Origin of the sequence: Paenibacillus sp. OSY-SE, assembly GCF_000283315.1 — a bacterium.
GTDB classification, from domain to species: Bacteria; Bacillota; Bacilli; order Paenibacillales; family Paenibacillaceae; genus Paenibacillus_B; species Paenibacillus_B profundus.
In genome coordinates this window covers 132,244-153,744 of sequence record NZ_ALKF01000205.1, presented here as the reverse complement: position 1 = coordinate 153,744, position 21,501 = coordinate 132,244, and the positions used below count along the sequence as shown (strand labels likewise).

Annotated in this window: 21 protein-coding genes; 3 read left to right on the top strand and 18 right to left on the bottom strand. The window is 51.2% G+C overall.

What is annotated here, in order from left to right; all coding sequences use genetic code 11:
* Positions 1-252 precede the first annotated feature (252 nt).
* From ftsY to A372_RS0131475, 12 genes are all read right to left on the bottom strand, one after another.
* On the bottom strand, positions 253-1,248 hold the full coding sequence (gene ftsY, locus A372_RS0131530) for a signal recognition particle-docking protein FtsY (protein WP_019424942.1): 996 nt from the start codon (positions 1,246-1,248) through the stop codon (positions 253-255).
* Between the two features lie 15 nt (positions 1,249-1,263).
* Positions 1,264-4,836 carry a chromosome segregation protein SMC gene (smc, locus tag A372_RS0131525; protein WP_019424941.1) on the bottom strand — a complete coding sequence of 1,191 codons (3,573 nt, stop codon included), beginning with the start codon at positions 4,834-4,836 and terminating at the stop codon, positions 1,264-1,266.
* Between the two features lie 212 nt (positions 4,837-5,048).
* Positions 5,049-5,747, bottom strand: a complete 699-nt coding sequence (gene rnc / locus A372_RS0131520; RefSeq protein WP_019424940.1) for a ribonuclease III — start codon at positions 5,745-5,747, stop codon at positions 5,049-5,051.
* Between the two features lie 12 nt (positions 5,748-5,759).
* Positions 5,760-6,998, bottom strand: coding sequence for a beta-ketoacyl-ACP synthase II (fabF, locus tag A372_RS0131515; RefSeq protein ID WP_019424939.1), 1,239 nt, complete (start codon positions 6,996-6,998; stop codon positions 5,760-5,762).
* A 126-nt stretch (positions 6,999-7,124) separates the two neighbouring features.
* A complete protein-coding gene (gene acpP / locus A372_RS0131510) occupies positions 7,125-7,361 on the bottom strand; it encodes an acyl carrier protein (RefSeq protein ID WP_019424938.1) in 237 nt (78 codons plus the stop codon).
* Between the two features lie 108 nt (positions 7,362-7,469).
* Positions 7,470-8,216 carry a 3-oxoacyl-[acyl-carrier-protein] reductase gene (gene fabG / locus A372_RS0131505; RefSeq protein ID WP_019424937.1) on the bottom strand — a complete coding sequence of 249 codons (747 nt, stop codon included), beginning with the start codon at positions 8,214-8,216 and terminating at the stop codon, positions 7,470-7,472.
* Positions 8,217-8,305: 89 nt separating this feature from the next.
* On the bottom strand, positions 8,306-9,232 hold the full coding sequence (fabD, locus tag A372_RS0131500) for an ACP S-malonyltransferase (protein ID WP_019424936.1): 927 nt from the start codon (positions 9,230-9,232) through the stop codon (positions 8,306-8,308).
* A gap of 15 nt (positions 9,233-9,247) precedes the next feature.
* Positions 9,248-10,234, bottom strand: a complete 987-nt coding sequence (locus tag A372_RS0131495) for a beta-ketoacyl-ACP synthase III (protein ID WP_019424935.1) — start codon at positions 10,232-10,234, stop codon at positions 9,248-9,250.
* A gap of 10 nt (positions 10,235-10,244) precedes the next feature.
* The gene (gene plsX, locus A372_RS0131490; protein WP_019424934.1) at positions 10,245-11,243 is read right to left on the bottom strand and encodes a phosphate acyltransferase PlsX; all 999 of its coding nucleotides are present in this window, start codon (positions 11,241-11,243) and stop codon (positions 10,245-10,247) included.
* Positions 11,227-11,847, bottom strand: a complete 621-nt coding sequence (gene fapR / locus A372_RS0131485) for a transcription factor FapR (RefSeq protein ID WP_019424933.1) — start codon at positions 11,845-11,847, stop codon at positions 11,227-11,229. The genes plsX and fapR overlap by 17 nt, the downstream gene beginning before the upstream one ends.
* 240 nt (positions 11,848-12,087) lie before the next feature.
* The gene (gene rpmF / locus A372_RS0131480; protein ID WP_019424932.1) at positions 12,088-12,261 is read right to left on the bottom strand and encodes a 50S ribosomal protein L32; all 174 of its coding nucleotides are present in this window, start codon (positions 12,259-12,261) and stop codon (positions 12,088-12,090) included.
* Positions 12,262-12,307: 46 nt separating this feature from the next.
* Positions 12,308-12,823 carry a YceD family protein gene (locus A372_RS0131475; RefSeq protein WP_019424931.1) on the bottom strand — a complete coding sequence of 172 codons (516 nt, stop codon included), beginning with the start codon at positions 12,821-12,823 and terminating at the stop codon, positions 12,308-12,310.
* A gap of 221 nt (positions 12,824-13,044) precedes the next feature.
* Between A372_RS0131475 and A372_RS0131470 the strand changes: the two genes are divergently transcribed.
* Positions 13,045-14,340, top strand: coding sequence for a nucleotidyltransferase (locus A372_RS0131470; RefSeq protein WP_019424930.1), 1,296 nt, complete (start codon positions 13,045-13,047; stop codon positions 14,338-14,340).
* Between the two features lie 118 nt (positions 14,341-14,458).
* Here A372_RS0131470 and A372_RS0131465 read toward each other — a convergent pair whose 3' ends face one another.
* Positions 14,459-15,520, bottom strand: coding sequence for a YlbL family protein (locus tag A372_RS0131465; protein WP_019424929.1), 1,062 nt, complete (start codon positions 15,518-15,520; stop codon positions 14,459-14,461).
* A gap of 185 nt (positions 15,521-15,705) precedes the next feature.
* Between A372_RS0131465 and A372_RS0131460 the strand changes: the two genes are divergently transcribed.
* The gene (locus A372_RS0131460; RefSeq protein WP_019424928.1) at positions 15,706-16,974 is read left to right on the top strand and encodes a nucleoside recognition domain-containing protein; all 1,269 of its coding nucleotides are present in this window, start codon (positions 15,706-15,708) and stop codon (positions 16,972-16,974) included.
* A 34-nt stretch (positions 16,975-17,008) separates the two neighbouring features.
* Here the strand turns inward: A372_RS0131460 and coaD are convergent, their stop codons facing one another.
* The 3 genes from coaD to A372_RS0131445 form a co-directional block, all read right to left on the bottom strand.
* Positions 17,009-17,524 (bottom strand): pantetheine-phosphate adenylyltransferase, encoded by a 516-nt coding sequence (coaD, locus tag A372_RS0131455; protein WP_019424927.1) that lies wholly within the window; start codon positions 17,522-17,524, stop codon positions 17,009-17,011.
* 42 nt (positions 17,525-17,566) lie between these two features.
* Positions 17,567-18,187: a 16S rRNA (guanine(966)-N(2))-methyltransferase RsmD gene (gene rsmD, locus A372_RS0131450; RefSeq protein WP_083858987.1), complete on the bottom strand. Its 621-nt coding sequence runs from the start codon at positions 18,185-18,187 to the stop codon at positions 17,567-17,569.
* Positions 18,188-18,344: 157 nt separating this feature from the next.
* A complete protein-coding gene (locus tag A372_RS0131445) occupies positions 18,345-18,932 on the bottom strand; it encodes an NAD(P)H-dependent oxidoreductase (protein ID WP_019424924.1) in 588 nt (195 codons plus the stop codon).
* A 430-nt stretch (positions 18,933-19,362) separates the two neighbouring features.
* Here A372_RS0131445 and A372_RS0131440 point away from each other — a divergent pair, with 430 nt between their 5' ends.
* Positions 19,363-19,755, top strand: coding sequence for a MaoC/PaaZ C-terminal domain-containing protein (locus tag A372_RS0131440; RefSeq protein WP_019424923.1), 393 nt, complete (start codon positions 19,363-19,365; stop codon positions 19,753-19,755).
* A 144-nt stretch (positions 19,756-19,899) separates the two neighbouring features.
* Here A372_RS0131440 and A372_RS37820 read toward each other — a convergent pair whose 3' ends face one another.
* Both A372_RS37820 and A372_RS0131430 read right to left on the bottom strand, forming a co-directional pair.
* A complete protein-coding gene (locus A372_RS37820) occupies positions 19,900-20,064 on the bottom strand; it encodes a hypothetical protein (RefSeq protein ID WP_019424922.1) in 165 nt (54 codons plus the stop codon).
* Between the two features lie 129 nt (positions 20,065-20,193).
* Positions 20,194-21,453 carry a cation:proton antiporter gene (locus A372_RS0131430; protein WP_019424921.1) on the bottom strand — a complete coding sequence of 420 codons (1,260 nt, stop codon included), beginning with the start codon at positions 21,451-21,453 and terminating at the stop codon, positions 20,194-20,196.
* Positions 21,454-21,501 lie beyond the last annotated feature (48 nt).

The window sequence follows — 21,501 nt, the reverse complement described above, 5'->3', positions numbered from 1 at the left end:
ATCAAAGAAATAAATAACACTTCCGTTCATACTCCAATCCTACAAATGTTCCTCGTATGAGGGTAATGGATTGCGGCTGATCTGAATGAAGGGGAGAGTGAGTCAAAGGCCCGAACGGGCATACCATCTCAGAAAGAGGGGATCTACACGATGAAGGAAGATATTTTTATTTTACACCGCGAATTGTTACAAAATATAAAAAGGCGCCCCTCTAAGGGACGCCTCGTAAATGCCGGCTGCCTCGTCAACAGCTTATTCGGCATCCTTCTGCTCTTGTTCTTGAATGAGTCCAGCAAACAAAGCATGAACGAATTGCTCGGAATCGAATTCCTGTAAATCTTCCATCTTCTCTCCGAGACCGACGAACTTCACCGGCATATTCAACTCCTGACGAATCGCGATAACGATGCCGCCTTTTGCCGTGCCATCCAGCTTCGTCAGCACCAACCCAGTGACACCGCTCTTCTCGCCGAACAGCTTCGCTTGGCTGAGCGCGTTCTGACCTGTCGTTGCATCAAGCACCATCAGCACCTCATGCGGGGCATCTGGAACTTCACGCTGAATGACACGGAAGATCTTGTTCAGCTCTTCCATCAAATTCGACTTATTTTGCAAACGCCCGGCCGTATCACACAGCAGAACATCTACACCGCGCTGCTTCGCCGCCTGCACGGCATCAAACATAACAGCCGCTGGATCAGAACCCGCCTGCTGCTTAATGACATCTACGCCGACGCGTTGTCCCCATACTTCCAACTGCTCAATGGCACCCGCACGGAACGTATCCCCCGCGGCAAGCAGGACAGATTTCCCCTGCTGCTTGAACCGATGGGCAAGCTTGCCGATCGTTGTTGTCTTACCGACGCCGTTGACACCGACGAACAATATGACTGTCATGCCGTCCGAATTCATGTTTAGTTTATTAGACTCGTCGCCACGCAGCAACCCCACCAGCTTCTCTGACAGGACCGGCTGCAGTTCAGCCGCTTCTTCAATCTTTCGCTTCTTCACTTCGTCTCGCAGCTCGTCGATCAAGTTCATCACGGTCGTTACGCCGACGTCAGCACCGATAAGTATTTCTTCCAATTCTTCGTAGAACGCTTCGTCAATCTTTTTGCGGCGGGTAATCAGCTCGGCTACCTTTTCCACAAAGCCTTTACGCGACTTCTCCAAGCCTTCTTTGAAGATATTCGTTACGGATTCGGTCTTTGCCGCAATGCTTTCCTTCAGCTTTTTAAAAAAACTCATGCGCTCCTCCGCTCCTTATGCAATAATTGCTTCATCATCTTCCAGTCTGACGGATACGAGTTTCGATACGCCGCCTTCCTCCATCGTAACGCCGTATAACACGTCCGCTTCCTCCATCGTGCCTTTGCGGTGCGTGACGACGATAAACTGCGTCTGCTCGGAAAATTCCCGCAAATATTGTGCGAAACGGGTCACATTCGCTTCATCCAGAGCCGCTTCTACCTCGTCCAACACACAGAACGGCACTGGCTTGACGTGCAGAATGGCGAACAAGAGCGCCATGGCTGTAAGGGCGCGTTCCCCTCCCGACAGCAACTGTAGATTCTGCAGCTTCTTGCCAGGCGGCTGCGCGACAATGTCGATGCCCGTCTCCAATATGTTCTCGGGTTCAATCAAGACGAGATCTGCCCGACCGCCGCCGAACAGCTTCGAAAATACGACGACGAATTGCTTGCGTATCTCGTCAAAGGTCGCTTTGAACCGCTTCGACATCTCTTCGTCCATTTCGCGAATGACCTCATATAGTGTCGTCTTCGCTTCGATCAGATCATCCTTCTGTTTGCTCAAATATTGATAGCGTTCGTTCACGCGTTCGAACTCTTCAATCGCGCCCAGGTTGACCTCGCCAAGAGCGGAAATTTGCCGTTTCAAGTCGCGAACCTCTTGCTGCGCCGCTTCAATGTTGTCCGGCACTGCATAGCGATGCTTCGCCAGTTCGAAGCTGATTTCATACTCATCGCTCAGCTTGCGCAACAGATTATCGAGTTCGACATCCAGACGGTTCGCTTGAATCTCCGTCTGGCGCATTGCCTCTTCCACTTGCTTTAATTCCGTACGCTGCTCTTTCGTATCGCTTTCCGCAAGTTCAAGCCGCTGGACGGATTGGGCACGATCAGCACGCTTGAATTCGATCTGCTTCCCAGTTTCCTGCTTTTTAACCCCGAAGTGGTTCAGATCCTCGGTCTGCTTCATCGTTTCGCGCTCGACCGTTTCCAGATCGATTTGAACTTGAATGAGCCCTTGCGTCAACTGCGTATATTCTTGCTCATACGCAGTCGCTTCCTGCTCTGCGCGCTTTAATTGCTCTTGTAAGGAGAACATTTCTTGGTCCAGCTTCCCTTGCCGGACCTTCATGTCCGTCAGCTGCGTCTGCAGCTCTTCCTTCACGGACTCATTCGCCTTGCGCGCTGATTCCGCAGATTCAATGGAGACGTGCAGACGATCCTCATCGATCTTCAGCTCAGCGAGGCGTATTTCCGCCGTCCGGCGTCCCGCATCCAACGTAGCCATCTCTTCCGTTGCGTGTGCAAGCTCTTGGCCTTCCATTTCAAGCGTCTCCGCCAGCTGACGCTCTTCCTTCTCCAGTTGAGCCAGATCGCTTGCCAGCTGCTGTTCGCTTAGACGTTTGCTCTCGCCCTGCTCCCGAAGGTCATCGAGACGTTTGACTCCGCTTGTCGTGCGCTGCTTCAATTCTGTAATGGACTCGGTCAGCTTGACGAGCTGCTTATCCGTCTCTGTAATCTCGGCATCCAGCTGTTCAATCTGCCGCTTCCTTCCGAGTAGATTGGCGCTCTTCTTGTTCAAGCTGCCGCCTGTCATCGAGCCGCCCGCATTCACCACATCCCCTTCGCGGGTGACGACACGGTAACGGTACTGCAGCTTCGCGGCGATGCGGTTCGCATCCTCAAGCGTCTCCGCAATGACGACGTTGCCCAGCAGGCTGCCTACAATGTTGGCATAGGCCTTGTCCGTCTTGACCAAGTCCGCCGCTACGCCAATCATGCCATCCAATCCGTCTACGATACGGCGATCCGTATCGTGAATCGAACGGCTGCGGATGACATCAAGCGGCAGGAACGTAGCTCGCCCCAGTTGACGCTGCTTCAAAAACGTAATCGCAGTGCGGGACACCACTTCGTTCTCCATGACGATGTGCTGCAATGCCGCACCGAGCGCTGTCTCGATCGCCGTCTCCAGCTCTTCCGGAACGCGAATGAGCTCTGCCACAGCCCCATGAACGCCCTGCAGTCCATTCGGGCGGCGTGCCGCCTTCAGCACCTCGCGCACTCCGAGCATGAAGCCGTCAAAGTCATTCTGCAGTTCCTTCATCGTATCGCGACGGGAAACTAAGGCGTCGGCTTTCTGCTGCCACTTCCGCGCAGCCAGCTGCGTCTCGTCAAGCAGCACTTCATCCTTCTTCAACTGCTCGCTTTCCTGCAGATAACGATTGCGGATATATGCCAAATCATCCGCCAGCGTCTCACTTCGACGCTTCGTATCGTCCATACGCTTGCATAGATCCTTCTGTTCCTGCTCGCGCTTGTTCCGCCCCTGCTTCATCTTATCGAGACGTTTCTGCAGCGATTCCTTCTGCTGATCGTAATAACGAATATCGTTGCGCTGCTGCGCCATTTGATTCATGATTTCAAGCAGCTCGCCCTTTAAGCTTTCTTCCGCGTCTGAGCTCGTCCCGCCCACGACACCGACCAGCTTCGCTTCTTCCGCATGAATATGGCGCCGGATCTCGGCAAGCTCCGTCTCTACCGCGGTCAGCTTCTCCCGCACGGCATGCACTTCCAACTGCTTGGCACGCATCCGTTCGGACGTCGTCGAGAGCGTCGACTTCATCTGCTGCTCATTGGCCGTCAGATTGCGCTTGCGTTCACGCAGCACTTCCCCTTGACCTTCACATTTCTCGTACTCCTCACTATAGTGAAGCAAGGTCGTCTGCAAACGTTCGAGCTCTTCTTCCAGCTTACGCAGCTCCACGCGGTGCACTTCCAGCTTCGCGTCATGCTCGCTCACCACCGTCGAGAGCGCCAGCTCCCGTTCCTTCAGCACAGCCAGCTTGTCGTTCGCTTGCTGCCAAGACAGATGCAGCTGCTCGATTTGATGGACGTAGACGGCAATTTCTTTTGTCTTCAACCATTCCCGCAGCTGCTTATAATGACGCGCTTTCTCGGATTGCTCCTTCAACGGCCCGATCTGATCCTCAAGCTCAACGACCAGATCGTGAATACGAAGCAAATTTTGCTCCGTTTCATCCAGCTTCTTCTTCGCATCCCGTTTGCGGGATTTATATTTCACGATACCGGAAGCTTCTTCAAAAATGCCGCGGCGGTCCTCCGAGCGTGTGCTCAAAATTTCTTCTATCCGCCCCTGTCCGATAATGGAATACGCTTCTTTCCCTATCCCCGTATCCATGAACAGTTCCGTTATATCTTTCAATCGGCACGCCTGTTTGTTGATAAAATATTCACTATCTCCACTGCGATGAACACGTCGGGTAACCGTAACTTCATTAAAATCGAGCGGCAGTGCCTGATCGCTGTTATCCAGCGTCAATGACACTTCCCCTACGTTTACCGCTTTACGCGCATCGCTGCCCGCAAAGATGATGTCCTCCATCTTTCCGCCCCGGAGGGATTTGGCGCTCTGCTCGCCCAGCACCCAACGGATGGCGTCAGAGATGTTGCTCTTTCCGCTGCCGTTCGGACCAACGACACCGGTAATTCCCTGAACGAACTCCAATTCCGTCCGATCCGCGAACGATTTAAAGCCCGCCAGTTCTAACCGTTTTAAGAACATCGTTCTTCAATCACCTCAACGTTTATTGTACCATATCGCTATTCCGGTTCGACGCTCTCTTTTGCTATCGGTCTTGTTGCTTAACGTAACTTCGGACAAAGAAAGAGCAAAAACCAGCCTGTACACGGAATGCCTTCCGCTTCGTCCCGCGCGCTGTTCTTTGCTCTTTCTGCGAAACCGGCCGACGACGAAGCGCCGGCCTTTACAGTACGTTATAATTTCGGAATGATTAAGTGCTCAAGTGCCTGCGCCGCCGCCTGTTGTTCGGCTTCTTTCTTTGAACGGCCAATGCCGCGACCCAGACATTCTTCTCCCATGACAACTTCGGATACGAACTCCCGCTCATGTGCCGGCCCACGTTCCTCCACGATACGATACTCAAGCGCGCCTAAATTGTGATGCTGCGTCAACTCCTGCAGCTGCGTCTTATAATCATTCGTCTGCAGCTTGCCGTCGAGCGTGATCTGAGGGAAGATATGGCGGCGCAAAAACTCTCGAGCCGCCTCTAACCCTTGATCCAAATATAGCGCACCGATAAACGACTCAAAGACATCGGCCAACAACGCAGGACGTGTTCGCCCACCAGTCAGTTCTTCTCCCTTGCCAAGCAGCACATACTTGCCAAAGTGCAATTGATTGGCAAATTTGACGAGAGAAGGCTCACACACGATGGAGGCCCGCATCTTTGTCAATTCTCCTTCGGGCCGTGTCGGACATTGATGAAACAAAAATTCTGACACCGTCAGCTCCAACACAGCATCGCCCAAAAATTCAAGGCGTTCATTGTCTTGGTGCTGACCGAAGCGATGTTCGTTTACATAGGAAGCATGGGTAAACGCCTGTTTTAACAGCTGCCTGTTACGAAAATGAATGTTCAGTTTCTGCTGTAACTGCTTCAATTCTACACTCAACAGTCTGACTCCTTATGCTTCGAATTTCTTCAAGAGAATCGTAGCGTTGTGTCCTCCGAATCCGAATGAGTTCGACATGGCTACCTGCACATCCGCTTGACGCGGCACATTCGGCACGTAATCCAGGTCGCATTCAGGATCTTGATTCTCCAAGTTAATCGTTGGCGGAATGATACCATGCGTCAGTGCCAAGCTGCAAATGACCGCTTCCACACCGCCGGCTGCGCCAAGCAAATGTCCTGTCATCGATTTCGTCGAACTTACCGCTACCTTATAAGCATGTTCCCCTAATGCGCTTTTAATCGCCGTCGTTTCCGATTTGTCTCCAACCGGCGTGGACGTGCCGTGCGCATTAATATAATCAATTTGTTCCGGCTTCATTTCCGCATCGCGAATGGCGCGTGTCATACACAGCGCTGCCCCTGTCGGATCCGGCTCAGTCATATGATGTGCGTCAGCACCCATGCCGTAGCCTGCCATTTCCGCATAAATACGCGCACCGCGCTGCAACGCATGCTCCAGCGATTCGAGAATGAGAACGCCGGCGCCTTCACCCATTATGAACCCGTCTCGATCGACATCGAAAGGACGGCTCGCGCGTTCAGGCTCGTCATTGCGCGTAGACATCGCCCGCATGGAACAGAATCCAGCCATCCCGATTGGACGAATCGTTGCTTCTGCGCCGCCGCAAATCATAACGTCAGCGTCGCCGCGCTGAATAATCTTGTAAGCGTCGCCGATGGAATGCGTCCCTGTCGCACAAGCGGACACTGCCGCCGTGTTCGGTCCGCGCGCGCCCACTTTCATGGACACCTGGCCGGAAGCCATGTTCGCGATCATCATCGGAATGAAGAAAGGACTGACGCGTTTTACGCCTTTTTCCATCAAAATCGTATGCTGCTCTTCCCAAGTTCCCAGACCGCCAATACCTGAGCCGACAATAACGCCGACACGATCCGGATCAGTCTGTTCCCTCACATTCAGATTTGCATCCTCCAAAGCGTTCTTGCTGGCCGCGACGGCAAATTGGACAAAACGGTCCATTCGGCGCGCTTCCTTCTTCTCCATGTACGCTTCTGGATTAAAGTCTTTCACGGATGCGGCAATTTGCGTCGGATAATCCGTCACATCAAATGCCTCGACTCGGGATACACCTGACTTGCCTTCCAGCAAGCTGTTCCAAAATGTTTCAAGGTCCGAACCGAGAGCGGTTACGACGCCCATGCCGGTCACCACAACCCTGTGCTTCAAAATGAAATCACCTCTATTATATACAGTTCCGTGCTTCTATTTATTGTACGCGCCTGCGACGCATTAACATACATAATCTAATAATGAGGAGAAGTCCCGCTAATGAAGAACGGGACTCTTACAAGCTTACTTATGAGATTGTATGTAATTCACTACTTCTCCAACTGAAGTAATTTTCTCTGCGTCTTCATCAGAGATTTCCATATCAAACTCATCTTCTAATTCCATCACCAATTCCACAACATCGAGGGAATCAGCGCCAAGATCATCCTTAAAAGATGCTTCAAGCGTTACTTCCGCTTCATCTACGCCAAGGCGCTCAATGATGATGCGTTTTACACGCTCCAACACTTCTGCTGACATCCGGTTCACCTCCTCTTTGGTATTATACGAGAAATCGTTTTAAATTGCCATATTAAAACGGCTAACAAAAAAATGCTTAAAGTCCATGTTTTCATAGACTGGAAAGCCCTACATGTACATGCCTCCATCGACATGAATTGTCTGTCCGGTCATATATTCAGCATCCTCCGAAGCAAGGAAGCGCACCGTCTTGGCGATATGCTCCGGCTGACCTAGGCGGGCGAGCGGAATTTGCGCAAGCAGCTGCTGTCTATACTCCTCGGGCAGTGCGTCTGTCATATCGGTTTCAATGAAACCGGGAGCGACACAATTGACCGTAATGCCGCGGGAAGCGAGTTCACGCGCGGATGCCTTCGTGAGGCCGATGACGCCGGCTTTCGCCGCAACATAGTTCGCTTGTCCTGGATTGCCGATTACGCCTACAACGGAAGAAATATTAATGATGCGTCCCGAGCGCTGTTTCATCATCGGGCGAGTGACCGATTTAATGCAATTGAACACGCCTTTTAGGTTCGTTTCAATGACTTGGTCGAACTCTTCTTCTTTCATACGCATAATTAAATTATCTCTTGTAATGCCGGCATTATTCACCAGAATATCAATTCGTCCCATCTGTTCCAAGGTCGTCTTTACAAGCTGCTCAGCTTCTTCCGCTTTGCCTACGTTCGCTTTGACGGTTAGCGCCTTGCGCCCTAGCACTTCAATGGCCGCTGCCGTATCGTTAGCCGCAGCTTCGCTTCCGGCATAATTCACGACGACGTCTGCCCCGGCTTCCGCCAGACTGAGTGCGATAGCACGTCCGATACCGCGCGAAGCTCCTGTTACGAGAGCAACTTTGCCTTCCAAGCTGGACATCGATATTTCCCTCCCTTGACAGGTTCCGGGCGCACGCCGCAGCGGGCTGCGCCCGATTGTTGTTTTTGCTAGCTACAAAGCTTTATCAACTAAGATTCGTAAGCTTCGATAGCTTCCAGGCTGTTAATCGAAATAACGCGTACGGATCTGTCAATTTTTTTCACAAGTCCTGCCAAAACCGTACCCGCACCGATTTCAACAAACGTATCGACACCCTGTTCGATCATGTAACGAACGCTATCCTCCCACAGTACAGGTGAGAATACCTGCTCGACAAGCAATTGCCGAATGCGTTCTCCTTGCTGCTCAGGACGGGCGGACACATTGGCGACAACAGGGATGTGAGCGTCCTGCATAGTCACATCACGCAGTGCCTCCCCTAGACGTTCTGCTGCGGGCTTCATCAACGTCGAATGGAATGGGCCGCTCACTTCGAGCGGAATGACGCGTTTGGCGCCCGCTTCTTTCCCTCGCTCCACCAGCGCTTGAACTCCGGCATTCGAACCGGATACGACGATTTGCCCCGGACAGTTGACATTTGCCATCTCGACAGGCGCAGTATCGGCAGTAATGTCGTCACAGAGCGCACCTAATCGTTCGCGCTCGGCACCAAGCACGGCTGCCATTGCTCCCTGTCCGCTCGGTACAGCCTGTTCCATGAATTGACCACGCTGGCGCACGATAGCAACGGCATCCTCATACCGGAGCACGCCGGCAATGACGAGTGCGCTATATTCTCCCAGACTGTGCCCTGCCACGTAATCCGGTTGAATTCCTTTAGCTGCGAACGCCTTGTATAGCGCGTAGCTTGTCGTCAAAAGAGCTGGCTGCGTATTGGCCGTCTGCTTCAAATCGCTATCTGGGCCGTCGAACACCATCTCGCTAAGCGGGAAGCCAAGCACACGTTCAGCCGTGTCGAACGCCGCGCGAGAAGCCGGTACAGCGTCATATACATCCTTGCCCATTCCGACAGCTTGCGATCCTTGCCCTGGAAAGATGAATGCCATTTTCCCCATGTTGTCCACTCCTTCTTACCACTCTATAACCGAAGCGCTCCAAGTCAAGCCGCCGCCGAAGCCGACAAGAAGAATCGTGTCTCCCTCACGGACTCGTCCTTCCTCGACCGCCTCTGCCAGCGCGAGCGGAATCGATGCTGCCGATGTGTTGGCATAACGCGGCAAATTAATCATGCACTTCTCTTCCGGCAAGTTCAAGCGCTCAAGCGCAGCATGGATAATGCGCGTATTCGCCTGATGCGGGACGAGAAGATCGATATCTTCTTTGGTCTTGCCAGCCTTGGCAAGCGCCTCTTCCGCCGCGCTTCCCATAATGCGCACGGCAAACTTGAATACTTCACGACCGTTCATGTAAATATAATGGCGCTTGTTCTGAACCGTTTCACTTGAAGCCGGCATGCGCGATCCGCCTGCTTCCAGCTTCAGCAGCTCGCCACCGCCACCATCCGCGCCAAGCACGAACGACTTGAACCCGCGTCCTTCCGGGACAGGCCCTAATACAGCGGCACCCGCACCGTCACCGAACAGGATGCACGTATTGCGATCCGTGTAATCCGTAATCCGGGACAAGCATTCCGCACCGATGACTAGCGCATACTTGTATATGCCCATCGCGATAAAGTTGCTCGCATTAGCCAGTCCATATACGAAGCCCGAGCAAGCCGCGGACAAATCAAAGGCAGCGGCACGCTTGGCACCAAGGCGCTCCTGAACAAGGCAGGCCGTCGAGGGGAACGTCGTATCCGGTGTTACGGTAGTCACCACAATCAAATCTAACTGTTCAGCTGTAATACCGGCTGCTTTAAGCGCCTGTTCGGCAGCATGAAATGCCAAATCCGACGTCGCTTCATGCTCCGCGGCAATGCGCCGCTCTTTAATTCCCGTACGGGACACGATCCATTCATCACTCGTCTCGACCATCTTCTCCATATCACTGTTGGTCAACACGCGTTCGGGTACATATTTCCCAGTACCGATAATGCCAACCGAACGCAAACTCATTACGCATCACTCACTTTCCAGTATTGCTTCCTCCGACTCCCATGGAAATCGTTTGGATTAATTCATTCTGCAGCGCCATCCGCGCTTGGCGAATAGCATTTTCAATCGCGCGCGAATCCGAAGAACCGTGCGCCTTAATGACCAAGCCATTCAATCCGAGCAGCGGAGCTCCTCCGTGCTCTTTGTAATCCATAATCTTGCGCAGACGCTTCAAGCCCGGCATCAGGATAGCCGCTGCAAGCTTCGTGTACCAAGAGCGGGTAAATTCCTGCTTCAGCACACTGAACAACGAACCCGCCGTGCCTTCCAGCGATTTCAGCATGACGTTGCCGACAAATCCGTCACAAACGAGCACGTCACAGTTGCTCTCCAGCACATCCCTGGCCTCGACGTTGCCGACAAAGTGAATCGGCAATTCAGCAAGCTGCGGGTAGACGAGCTTCGTTAGTTCATTTCCCTTCATCGCTTCCGTTCCGACGTTAAGCAGCCCGACACGCGGGTTCACAATGCCGTGCGCCTTCTCCCGGTAAATGCTGCCCATAAGCGCATATTGCGCGAGATGCTCCGGCTTCGCATCCATGTTGGCCCCTAAATCCAGCGCAAGCACCCCGCGGCCGTCCATCGTCGGAATCATCGGCGCCAAGGCAGGCCGTTCCACACCGTTCATACGTCCGACGACTAAGAGGCCAGTCGTCATTAAGGCACCCGTATTGCCGGCAGAAATCATGCAGTCGGCCTCGCCTTCGCGCACCATTCGACCGGCAACGACCATGGAGGCTTCCTTCTTGCGCCTTACCGCCTTCACAGGCTCGTCATCTGCATTAATCGTATCCGCAGCGTGCACGATGCGGACATTGGACAGCTGGGTTGCCATCAACGGCGACAGCTTCCCTTCGTCCCCGACCAGCAGCAATTCAATGTCGGGCCACTCTTTCGCCGCCGCGAGGGCGCCTTCCACATTGCACTTCGGTGCATGGTCTCCGCCCATGGCATCAATGGCGATTCTCATGCTCGTCTCCTCCTTCGCTACCGTTTATCGCACTGGCTGAGCGGTAAATGATAAAATGACCTTGGAATATCATTTCTTCTCCGACATAGCTGAATACTTCGACCTTCGCTTTGCTTCGACTTCCTGAGATGGAACGCACGTAAGCTTTGGCAATGCACTTTTCCCCCAGCTTAACCGAACGGACAAATCGAATGTCTGCCGAAGCCGTAAGCGCAATCTCGTCATTAATGACAGCGACCGCAAGCGAATTGGCTTGCGCAAACAGATGATGTCCGCGGGCGATATGCGTTCTTGAGAACACGTGCTCTTCCCGAATTTCGAAGATGGAAATTCCGCTCCGATCCAACTGTAGGTCCACAATGTCGCCGATGACTTCGTGCAGCGGCAAGGATCGAACTTGGTCGTAAGAACGTTCAGCCATCAACTTCAATCGTTCTCTCAGTTCAGGAATCCCCAATTCCATTCGATCCAGACGAATGGTTTGGATGCTCACCTTCAGCATGCGGGTTAATTCTTGATCTGTTACGAACGGGTTCTCTTCAATGATTTTGACCAACTGCTGTTGGCGTTTTCGTTTAGGTAAACGTTCGATGTCCCGCACCACCTTTGTTTCTTGCACCCTAATCTCGGTTCCGGTTAGCTTTCGCCACATGAAATCCGTTATGTATATCGTAAATCATTTTTCATGATTTGAACAATCTCTTTGAAACGCAGTTTAGAACCTGGTACTAAATGTAGTATATATAAAAACGCCGTTAAAAGAAAGGACCAGTTTTTGAAATAACAAAAAAAAGTAGCACCTCACTTGTGATGAAGCACTACCTTTTCCCGTATGGATATACGATTACTGTTTGATAATCTCTCTTGCTTTGTATGTTCCGCACACTTTGCATACATGGTGCGCCAATTTCAATTCACCGCACTGCTCGCACTTTACCATGCCAGGTACGGACAACTTGAAGTGCGTACGGCGCTTGTCACGACGTGTTTTGGACGTTCTTCTTTGAGGTACTGCCATGTTTACACCTCCTTACCCAAGTTACATGCACTTCTACTGTCAGCTGCTATTTCTTAAAGAAATCTTGTAACCCCGCGAGTCTCGGGTCGATACGCTCATTGCGACAATCGCACGATTGCTCGTTGCGGTTCGTGCCGCATGTCGGGCACAGCCCCTTGCACGTCTCGACACACAACGGTGCGTACGGCAAATTGATCACGAGCGCCTCTTCCACATAAGGCTGTAAGTCGATAAGGTCTGCTGTCACCGAAATGACATCGTCCTCCTCGCCTTCCGCAGGAAGATCAGTAGAGTCCGTCAGCTTAAATTGCTCATCAAACGGAATGACATAGGTTTCGGTAAATGTCGATAAGCAACGAGAACATACGAGTTCCAGTGTAGCGGTCAGTTGACCATGTACACCAACTCTTCCGTCGCCTTCCGCTTTCACCGTCAAGTCGACATCAACCGGCTTAGAAATGGAAACGTCATTGCGATTCCGCGCAATGTCATCAGCGACAAACGTCGATTGAACATGCGTTTCCTGTCCTTTTACGGCAACATCTCGGAACTGAAATTCCATATATCATCACTCCAAACAAACAAAATTAATTATAGCGATTAACGTCATGCTTTGTCAACCAAATTCGTTTGACAGTTTCTTAGGGACAGGTAAGCTCAGTTTCTATTGAAATTCGCTAATCCGTGGTATGATTTGATTGATATTGCGAACGGATTGCCGTGAAACACATCCCATTGAGATACCATATTACCGCATTCTCCGCCTGAAAGGAAGTGACGTGAATGAGAACGGTCGGAATTGTTGTGGAATACAACCCAATGCACAATGGTCATCTATATCATCTCCAACAATCCAAAAAATGTGCGGGCGCCGATGCAGTGGTCGCCGTCATGAGCGGTCATTTTCTGCAGCGCGGCGAACCGGCGCTGGCTGACAAATGGGCGCGCACGGAGATGGCGCTTGCCAACGGCGTCGATCTCGTACTGGAGCTGCCTGTCTCCTATTCCGTTCAACCTGCGGAATGGTTCGCCTATGGCTCTGTGGCGACACTGCAGGCGACCGGGGTCATAGACGCGCTCTGCTTCGGCAGCGAGCAAGGCGACTTGCGCCCAATCGAACAAGCGGTCGCCGCGCTTGTGAAGGAGCCAATAGGCTTTGCCCGCCGCTTGCGGGAGGAACTGAAGTCGGGACGCAGCTACCCCGCTGCATACGCCTGCGCCGCAGGACGCGCGCTGATAGACGGCGCCACGGAAGACTCGAAGAAGGGCGCACCTCTGCATTCCGCGGAAGCCGCAATCGGCACCGATATGGACTGGATCGCGCAGCCCAACAATTCGCTCGGTCTGCACTACATGCTCGCTTTACGCCGGCTTCAGAGCGACATCGAACCCTTCACGATCGGGAGACAGCAAGCCGGATACCACGATGCGAACGTATCCGATCACCCGATTGCGAGCGCTACAGCACTTCGACGCCTGTGGGCAGAGACGGGAAGTGTGCAAGCATGCGCCCCTTATATTCCGCAGCCAACGCTGCAAATATTGGAGCGGGACACGGCAGACGGCAGAGCTCCCATGGGGTGGGATCGGTTTGTGCGCGAGCTTCTATATCGGCTCCATATGCTGTCACCCGAAGCGCTGGCTCAGCATCTCGAGGTGACGGAAGGGTTGGAGCACCGTATCAAGCATGCGCTGCAGCACTTGGGGGAGCCGAGCGTCGAGTCGCTGCTGAATGAATTGAAGACGAAGCGGTATACACATACAAAATTACAACGTATGCTTACCCATATTTTGCTTCATCACGACAAGTTTCACTTTGGACCGGATGCCATTGCTCAAGGCCCTTCTTACATCCGGGTACTTGGCTTTAGCGCTCAAGGCCAGATGCTGCTGAAGCGTATGAAAAAGAGAGCCGAGCTCCCCGTCGTCTTGAGCGTCAACCGCGAGAATGCCGGCCTCGGTGGGGTCTCCGGCTTACCAGCCGACACGCGCGCAACCGCCGTATACGCGAACGCCTTCGCCCCCTGGAATACGCGTGCCGCCTTTCGGGACTACTATGAGGCACCGCGCCGGATCTAACTGTGCGTAAGACAGGCGGTAGGCTTCTATGCCAACCGCCTGTCTTCTTAACCTGCCTATTACTCCGAACTGTTCGGTCATTTACAATTTGATTTCGACTTTGTTTTTGACTACTCCGTCACTTCACTGGTCCGAGTTGTTCGATGGCTTGAAGCGCATCTTGCAGCGTCCGGACAGGAACGAGCTTCATCTTCGTGTTCATCTTCTTCAGCTTCGCCTGCGCTTCCTCGTAGTTGCCTTCCGGCACCAAGAATAGCTCGGCTCGTTCCCGATCGGCCGCTACAACCTTATGGCGCACCCCACCGATAGGGCCGACATTGCCTTCCAGATCGATTGTTCCGGTTCCTGCAATGCGGTGGCCTTGGGTCAGATCGCCCGGCGACAGCCGGTTGATCAGTTCCAGCGTGAACATAAGTCCTGCAGAAGGACCTCCTATATCGCTTTCTTTAAATGTTACGGTTTTATTGCGGTCAGTTGGAACCGCATCCTTTTTCTCCCCGTAATAAAGACCAAGTCCGACTCGCTTCTTGCTTGGGTCATTGCCATCCTGGATTTCAACCAGCGTAGCATTTACGAGTTTGGTTTCTTTGCCGCGCTGTACCTTGACCTGCAATGTTTCCCCTGCCTTACGTCCCTGCAGCGCCTGCAGCAAATCAGCAAATTCATCGACCTTCACTCCGCCCACTTCCAAAATGCGGTCGTTCGTCTGCAATTCATTGTGGGCAAGCTTCGGATCATTGGAGACGACATAGACGCCTTGCGACTCCAATTTGTACGGTATGTTTAAGTGATTATAGGCTGCCAGCACCGCGCCAAGCTGGGAATTGCTCATATTGAACATCTGCTCGGTTGCATACTCCTGCTCGGTGCGCCCGCGAAGAGACTCCTCTTTTTTACCGAACTCGGCATTCGGATCGAACGCCTTCCACACTAACATAGCAATATTGGCATACGTCCGGCGCACGGTCGTCAACATGAACGTCCCTGCCTCGGCCTCGTCTCCTGCCTTTACGCTAACCATCGGCTTCACTTCTTCGGCGCTGCCCGGCGTAAATACGACATAAGGCGTTGGCATATATACCATGACATACACGAATAGGAGTCCGGCAAAGAACCACTTCCAGCCATGCATCCGGGGCCGTTGCGGCTTGTTGCCATGCTGCATCGTCTCTTCTCGCATCACTCCAACCTCCCTTGCTGCTTTCACCGTTACTCCATTCAAGCGACACGGCTTTGTACAAATCTGGTCTAATGCCCGTCCTTATGGCGTAAACATGATGAAGAAATCTAATTTCCTATCTTTTTGTGCATCCGTTCTTCTTAAGTCTTGACGTAACCCCGATTTCCTGAAGAGAGGTGAACATCATGTTCTCATTCCGCTCGTCCGTTACCCAACACCCGCTGTTTACGCTTGTCATGGGAGGCACAGCTGTTCTGCTCGTGCTCTGTATCGTTTCTTATCCCGATCAAGCATTTCAAGCCTCTCTGCAAGGCCTAAAAGTATGGTGGAATATTATATTTCCTGCACTGCTCCCATTTCTGGTATTATCCGAAATTCTTATCGCCTATGGATTCGTCCACGGGCTGGGCGTTCTCCTAGACCCGTTAATGCGTGTATTGTTCCGGCTTCCAGGTGTCGGCGGCTGGGCGTGGTCTGTCGGCTGGACCGCAGGTTATCCTGCCGGTGCGGAAGCCGTCATCCGGCTGCGCAAGCAACAAGCCCTCACTCGTCGTGAAGCAGAAAGACTGCTAGGATTATCTCATGCGAGCAGCCCGATCTTTATGATTGCTGTCGTCGGTGTTGGCTTCGTGCAGCAGGCGGAAGTGGGTCTCATTATTGCGATCGTGCATTGGGCGTCCGCTATCCTTGCCATGTTTATATTGCGGTCAACCGACGCTTTTCATCCCGAACCGAAGTCGGTTAGCGTTAGCGAACTCCGTCGCTCCAAACGGCTGCCCTTCTATCGTCGCATGCTCGATGCAATGGAGCTTGCGCACCGCCAGGATGGACGGCCCTTCGGCAAGCTGCTCGGTGACGCCGTCACCTCCGCCGTGCAGACGCTCATGATGATTGGCGGATATATGATGATTTTTTCCGTCATTATCCGTGTGCTGCGCATCGCAATTCCGCAGGAGCTCGGCAGCTTCATGCTGAATGGTCTGTTGGAGGTGAATTTGGGCGCCTATACGTTCGGCTCGGCTGCATTTCAATCAACGTTATTCCAGACAGCACTACTGGGTGCCGTCATCGCATGGAGCGGCGTAAGCGCTCATATGCAAGTCCACAGCCTAATGAAGGGTACTGACTTGCGTTACATGCGCTTCCTCGCTTCTCGTATTGTTCATGCAGTTGCCGCCTATCTGCTGACTTATGTATTATGGTGGCCTTTGCAAGCCTTGTTCCATGATTCGGATTCAGCGTTATCGGCGTTTGAAACCTTGCCAGACTTGTCCAATGCCGCGTCGAGTTCGAGCGCTGTGCCCGCATCATCTCTTATACACGAGAAGTTAACGTCTTTAGCCGCTTATACAGGCTGGTCACAATCACTCGTGCTCATTCCTGGGCTTGGCTTGCTGCTGCTCTGCTTCATAGCGGTCTCACGCATGCTGCGGTGGATTAGTAACCGTCGATAAGATCCGCGCCATCCTCATAGTCGTATTCAACCTCTTATACAAAATCTTTATACTTTAATCGCATCGCTGCTTCTACTTCTGAAGTTACCATTTCGCTTACATTTCCGCTAAAGCGCGCGATCTCCTTGACCATGCTGGAGCTTAAATACGAAAATTTCGGGTTCGTCATCATAAATATCGTTTCCACCCGAGGATTCAACTTCTGGTTCGTGGACGCCATCTGCAGTTCATATTCGAAATCAGTCACAGAACGGATGCCGCGCACGATAACATGCCCCTGCTTGTCTTCCATATAGTTGACGAGCAAATCGCGAAAGCTGTCGATCTCTACATTCGGCATGTCGCGTGTTACCTGACGCAGCAGCTCTTTCCGCTCCTCTACGCTAAATAGCGGATTTTTGCTTAAGTTGTTCAATACAGCGACGATAAGCTTGTCGAACTGCTTCGACGCACGCTGAATAATATCTATATGCCCGAGCGTTACCGGATCGAAGCTTCCCGGATATACCGCAATTCGCGGTTGATGTGCGTACTTTATCATGTCTGTCATATGCTCACCTGCTCCTTCCTATAGCTACTTGTTCGTTGTTCCTTAATTTAGCAGAACCGCTTGCGATGCATCGACCGGAGCATCGTCCGATACTTTGTACATCGTCAGTGCGATTTCTCCATAATCAGCCAGCTTCCACACATAGAGAGGACCGACTGACGAAGGATACTGATGTCTGGCATCATGTTCCACCACAATCGTTGCATCGCGCGCGATAAGGCCGCCGTTCCACATGCTCATAAGCAATTCGTCAGCATCCTTTAATCGATAGGGCGGATCCAGAAAAATCATTTGAAACTGGATGTCACGCTTCGTTAATGCTTTGATTGCGCGCCGCGCATCGTTGCGATACACTTCACACTGTTCCTTCATGCCCGCAACCTCCACATTATGCTGCACGACTTCAACCGCTCGCGGATCTTTATCGACAAAGATCGCCATTTCCGCTCCACGGCTAACCGCTTCAATACCCAATCCGCCTGTACCAGCGAATAAATCCAACGCATGTCCCCCGTCAAAATACGGGCCGATCATACTGAACAACGCCTCTTTTACTTTATCAGTAGTCGGACGCGTTCCCATGCCCGGCACCGGCTTCAACGAACGGCCTCTTGCCGTTCCTGATATTACTCTCAATGACTTCACCCGTTCTTTGCTGTGCATTTCACTTTATTTACATGATGTGTGGTCATGTTTTCGACGTTTATCGTATCACATTTCCCCTCTTTTTGAAAAAGGAAAAGCATTTGCATATGGCTGCTTCCCAAATAAAAAACTCTTTCTGCACCGTTCCAGAAAGAGTTCCAAGCAAGGTATTTCCTTATGCGTGCAATTGCTTCAGCAATTGCTGCACTTCACTCAGCATGCTTTTGCGAGCAGCATCGTCTACCGTCGTGACGGATGCGGGAAATGAATGCTCCAATACCTTCATGCCGACAAATTCAAAAATACCGTAATCTGACGTCTTTTTCATCGCCTCATACATGCCGTTCTGGCGGTAATTTTCCTCTGAATTTCCATGCGTCGAAATGAGCAGCGCCGCTTTCCCGTTCAGCAGCTGTTCGATATTTCCTTGTTCCCCGTATTTATACGCAAACCCATAGCTGAACACCCGATCGATATATCCCTTCAATATTGCCGGTAATCCGGCCCACCATACTGGATAGATGACGACGATATGCTCCGCCCACGTAATATGCTGCTGTTCCTCTGCAATATCGGCCGGCAGCCGGTTTTGTTGAAATGCAACAAAGTCATCCCCAGACAGAACCGGGTTGAATTTCAATTGATATAAATCCCGGACTCGTACTTCATGGCCTTGATGGGCAAGCTCGGATTGCACAGTCTCGAGAATAGCATGGTTGAAGCTGTTCGGATTCGGATGGGCGTATAAGATAAGATGGTTCATGATCAGTCTCCTTCTTCATTCAATTGGAATACGGCAAGCATGCCGCAAACAAAGTTAGGATGTCAATCCCGGGGAGGCTTTATTGAAGCAAACATAAAAATAAACCAACTTAACGAAAAAGCATGTATATTTTTCGCCAGACGGGCAATCATTAAAGTATCGACATCATTGTATGTCGTAGACAACCGCGGAGAAGACTTACGTTTCCCCATAAGCTCTTCGTCCGGTTTCTCCTCTCCCATGAGGGCGTCCCGAAAGGGGCGCCCAATTTATTTTTGTAAAACCCCCTTGTAAATCGAAATGCATCACTTCTTGCTAAACACAAAAATCATAATATTGGGACCAATAGAAGATATCAATCAGCATTCATTTCCCTAAATTTTTATGGTAAGGTAAAAAATGAATATTAGATTGATAAGGAGGAGATAAAATGATCATTAGAGCTGGTGATGTCTTTACTTGGGAAAGAACCTTTACGGAGGAAGAAACATTACAATTCGCGCATCTTTCAGGTGACCAAGGAAAGCATCATGTGGAGCGTGATGAAAAGGGGCGTTTAATGGTTCACGGTTTATTTACTGCAAGTATTGGAACTAAAATTGGTGGGGATTTAAATTACATCGCAAGAGAAATGGTTAGTGAATTTGTAAGACCTGTCTTTACCGGAGATACGATTACCTGTGAGATAACTCTCACAAGCGTTGAACAAATGGAAGGAATTAAAAAGGTAGCTCTAAAGTCAGTTTATCGTAATCAACATGGCAAAGAAGTGCTGATAGGAACGAGTCACGGAATAATACGAGACGAATTGAAAATTAAGTAGTTATCAACAGGTATCGACTCCCGATAACCCTCAACTTGGCTGCAAATCACTATCCACATTTGTTGTTAATGAGACCTCCAACGTTTCCTCCCGTTAATATGCAGCAGTTGCGTAACTGATACATGGCCACTTGACCTGCGTACCTTAACGTTTCCGTCCAATCCGCCCAACTGCTTTCCCGTTCTCATCGACAATAAGGACGTATAAACGCTTGAATGTTCCTTTGAGCTCGAACAATTGCTGGATCGCTTCTTCTTTCGTCATCGGGCCCAGAATCCGTCTATTTTTGTAACAGACATAGTACTTCATTTCTCTTTCCTTGCCTGTTCATATCGTTATCATTTCACTCCATTATTTCACATGGCGGCCCGCATAGAAATGAAATACAAAAAAAAGCCCCGGATTGCTCCGGAGCTTTTTTTGTATTTCATAAGTGCTTTAATTGTCTATTTCCGTTTCGTTCCCTTTCTCTTGCTGCTTGCCTTGCTTCTTCTTCCGCGAGACGACTGAATTTCCCCATTGTACGCTTTTATGGCAAAAATTGTAGATCGTCTTTGACTCTTTAGTCATCAGCGGACCTAAAATTGCGAGAATGAGGACGTACATCACCGCAAAGGATTGCACGACCGGCAGCAATCCTCCCGCCTTACCGATGTTCGCCATAATAATCGAGAATTCACCGCGTGAAGCAAGTGTAAACCCAATATTGGCAGATGCCCGCGTGGACATTCCTGCCGCACGGCCAGCCAACATACCGGAAATAATATTGCCGATAATCGTCAGAATAGCGGCAACGACAGCCATTCCGATCGCCCCGCCTAAGGACAAAGGATCGATGGTCAAACCGAAGCTGAAGAAAAACATGGCGCCGAAGAAATCACGGAAGTTCATCACATGATGCTCAATCCGTTTCACATGTGTGGACTCTGCCAGAACGAGCCCGACCAATAGCGCCCCGATCGCTTCCGCCACGTGCAGCGTTTCCGAAAAGCCTGCAATAAGAAATAAAGCGGCCAGCACAAGAAGCAAGAACAATTCGGAAGACTTGCCATTCAATACTTTGTCGATAGCAGGCACGATTTTCCTGCCCAAAATAATAAACAATAAAATGAAAGCGAGCGCGGACAAAGAAGTCAACAGCACACCCGTGAACGAGGCAGCCCCGCTCAATACGAGTCCGGACAAGATGGACATATGAATCGCGATGAACAAATCATCAAACATAATCATGCCCATAATGATTTCGGTTTCCGGATTGGCAGTCCGCTTTAAATCAACCAGTACTTTGGCGACAATGGCCGTGGAAGAGCTGGTCATGATACCGCAAATGACGAGCGTTTCGGGAAGGGGCAAGCCCATGAGCCAGCCAAGCAGAAGCCCTGACACGAAGTTGATGGCAACATAAGAGATGCCGCCCACGACGATGGACTTGCCTGACTTGATGAGACGCCCGACCGAGAATTCCAGACCTAAGTAAAAGAGCAGAAAGAGTACGCCCATCCGGCCCATAAAATCAATAAAGACGGAGCTCTCAATGAAGCGGAAGTCAAAAATCCAAAAGTGAGGGGCATGCGGCCCCACAGCCATTCCGACGAGAATATAAAATGGGATAACCGAAAAACGGAGCTTGGTTGCGATGACACCAACAAGTCCGATTAACGCGATCGCAAGACCTACTTCAAATATTATCGTATCCATGTTTCCCCCTATTTCGAAGATTTAGACGCGAGTACTCTCGAGACGTTC

Bases quoted from the DNA above. Each gene is read 5' to 3' on its own strand.
- A372_RS0131445 (WP_019424924.1), bottom strand. From the start codon at position 18,932: ATGAACCATCTTATCTTATACGCCCATCCGAATCCGAACAGCTTCAAC.
- ftsY (WP_019424942.1), bottom strand. From the start codon at position 1,248: ATGAGTTTTTTTAAAAAGCTGAAGGAAAGCATTGCGGCAAAGACCGAA.
- A372_RS37820 (WP_019424922.1), bottom strand. From the start codon at position 20,064: ATGAAGTACTATGTCTGTTACAAAAATAGACGGATTCTGGGCCCGATG.
- plsX (WP_019424934.1), bottom strand. From the start codon at position 11,243: ATGAGAATCGCCATTGATGCCATGGGCGGAGACCATGCACCGAAGTGC.
- A372_RS0131460 (WP_019424928.1), top strand. From the start codon at position 15,706: ATGTTCTCATTCCGCTCGTCCGTTACCCAACACCCGCTGTTTACGCTT.
- A372_RS0131430 (WP_019424921.1), bottom strand. From the start codon at position 21,453: ATGGATACGATAATATTTGAAGTAGGTCTTGCGATCGCGTTAATCGGA.
- A372_RS0131475 (WP_019424931.1), bottom strand. From the start codon at position 12,823: ATGGAATTTCAGTTCCGAGATGTTGCCGTAAAAGGACAGGAAACGCAT.
- acpP (WP_019424938.1), bottom strand. From the start codon at position 7,361: ATGTCAGCAGAAGTGTTGGAGCGTGTAAAACGCATCATCATTGAGCGC.
- A372_RS0131495 (WP_019424935.1), bottom strand. From the start codon at position 10,234: ATGAGTTTGCGTTCGGTTGGCATTATCGGTACTGGGAAATATGTACCC.
- fabG (WP_019424937.1), bottom strand. From the start codon at position 8,216: ATGTCCAGCTTGGAAGGCAAAGTTGCTCTCGTAACAGGAGCTTCGCGC.
- coaD (WP_019424927.1), bottom strand. From the start codon at position 17,524: ATGACAGACATGATAAAGTACGCACATCAACCGCGAATTGCGGTATAT.
- smc (WP_019424941.1), bottom strand. From the start codon at position 4,836: ATGTTCTTAAAACGGTTAGAACTGGCGGGCTTTAAATCGTTCGCGGAT.
- fabD (WP_019424936.1), bottom strand. From the start codon at position 9,232: ATGGGGAAAATGGCATTCATCTTTCCAGGGCAAGGATCGCAAGCTGTC.
- A372_RS0131440 (WP_019424923.1), top strand. From the start codon at position 19,363: ATGATCATTAGAGCTGGTGATGTCTTTACTTGGGAAAGAACCTTTACG.
- rpmF (WP_019424932.1), bottom strand. From the start codon at position 12,261: ATGGCAGTACCTCAAAGAAGAACGTCCAAAACACGTCGTGACAAGCGC.
- A372_RS0131465 (WP_019424929.1), bottom strand. From the start codon at position 15,520: ATGCGAGAAGAGACGATGCAGCATGGCAACAAGCCGCAACGGCCCCGG.
- rsmD (WP_083858987.1), bottom strand. From the start codon at position 18,187: ATGCACAGCAAAGAACGGGTGAAGTCATTGAGAGTAATATCAGGAACG.
- A372_RS0131470 (WP_019424930.1), top strand. From the start codon at position 13,045: ATGAGAACGGTCGGAATTGTTGTGGAATACAACCCAATGCACAATGGT.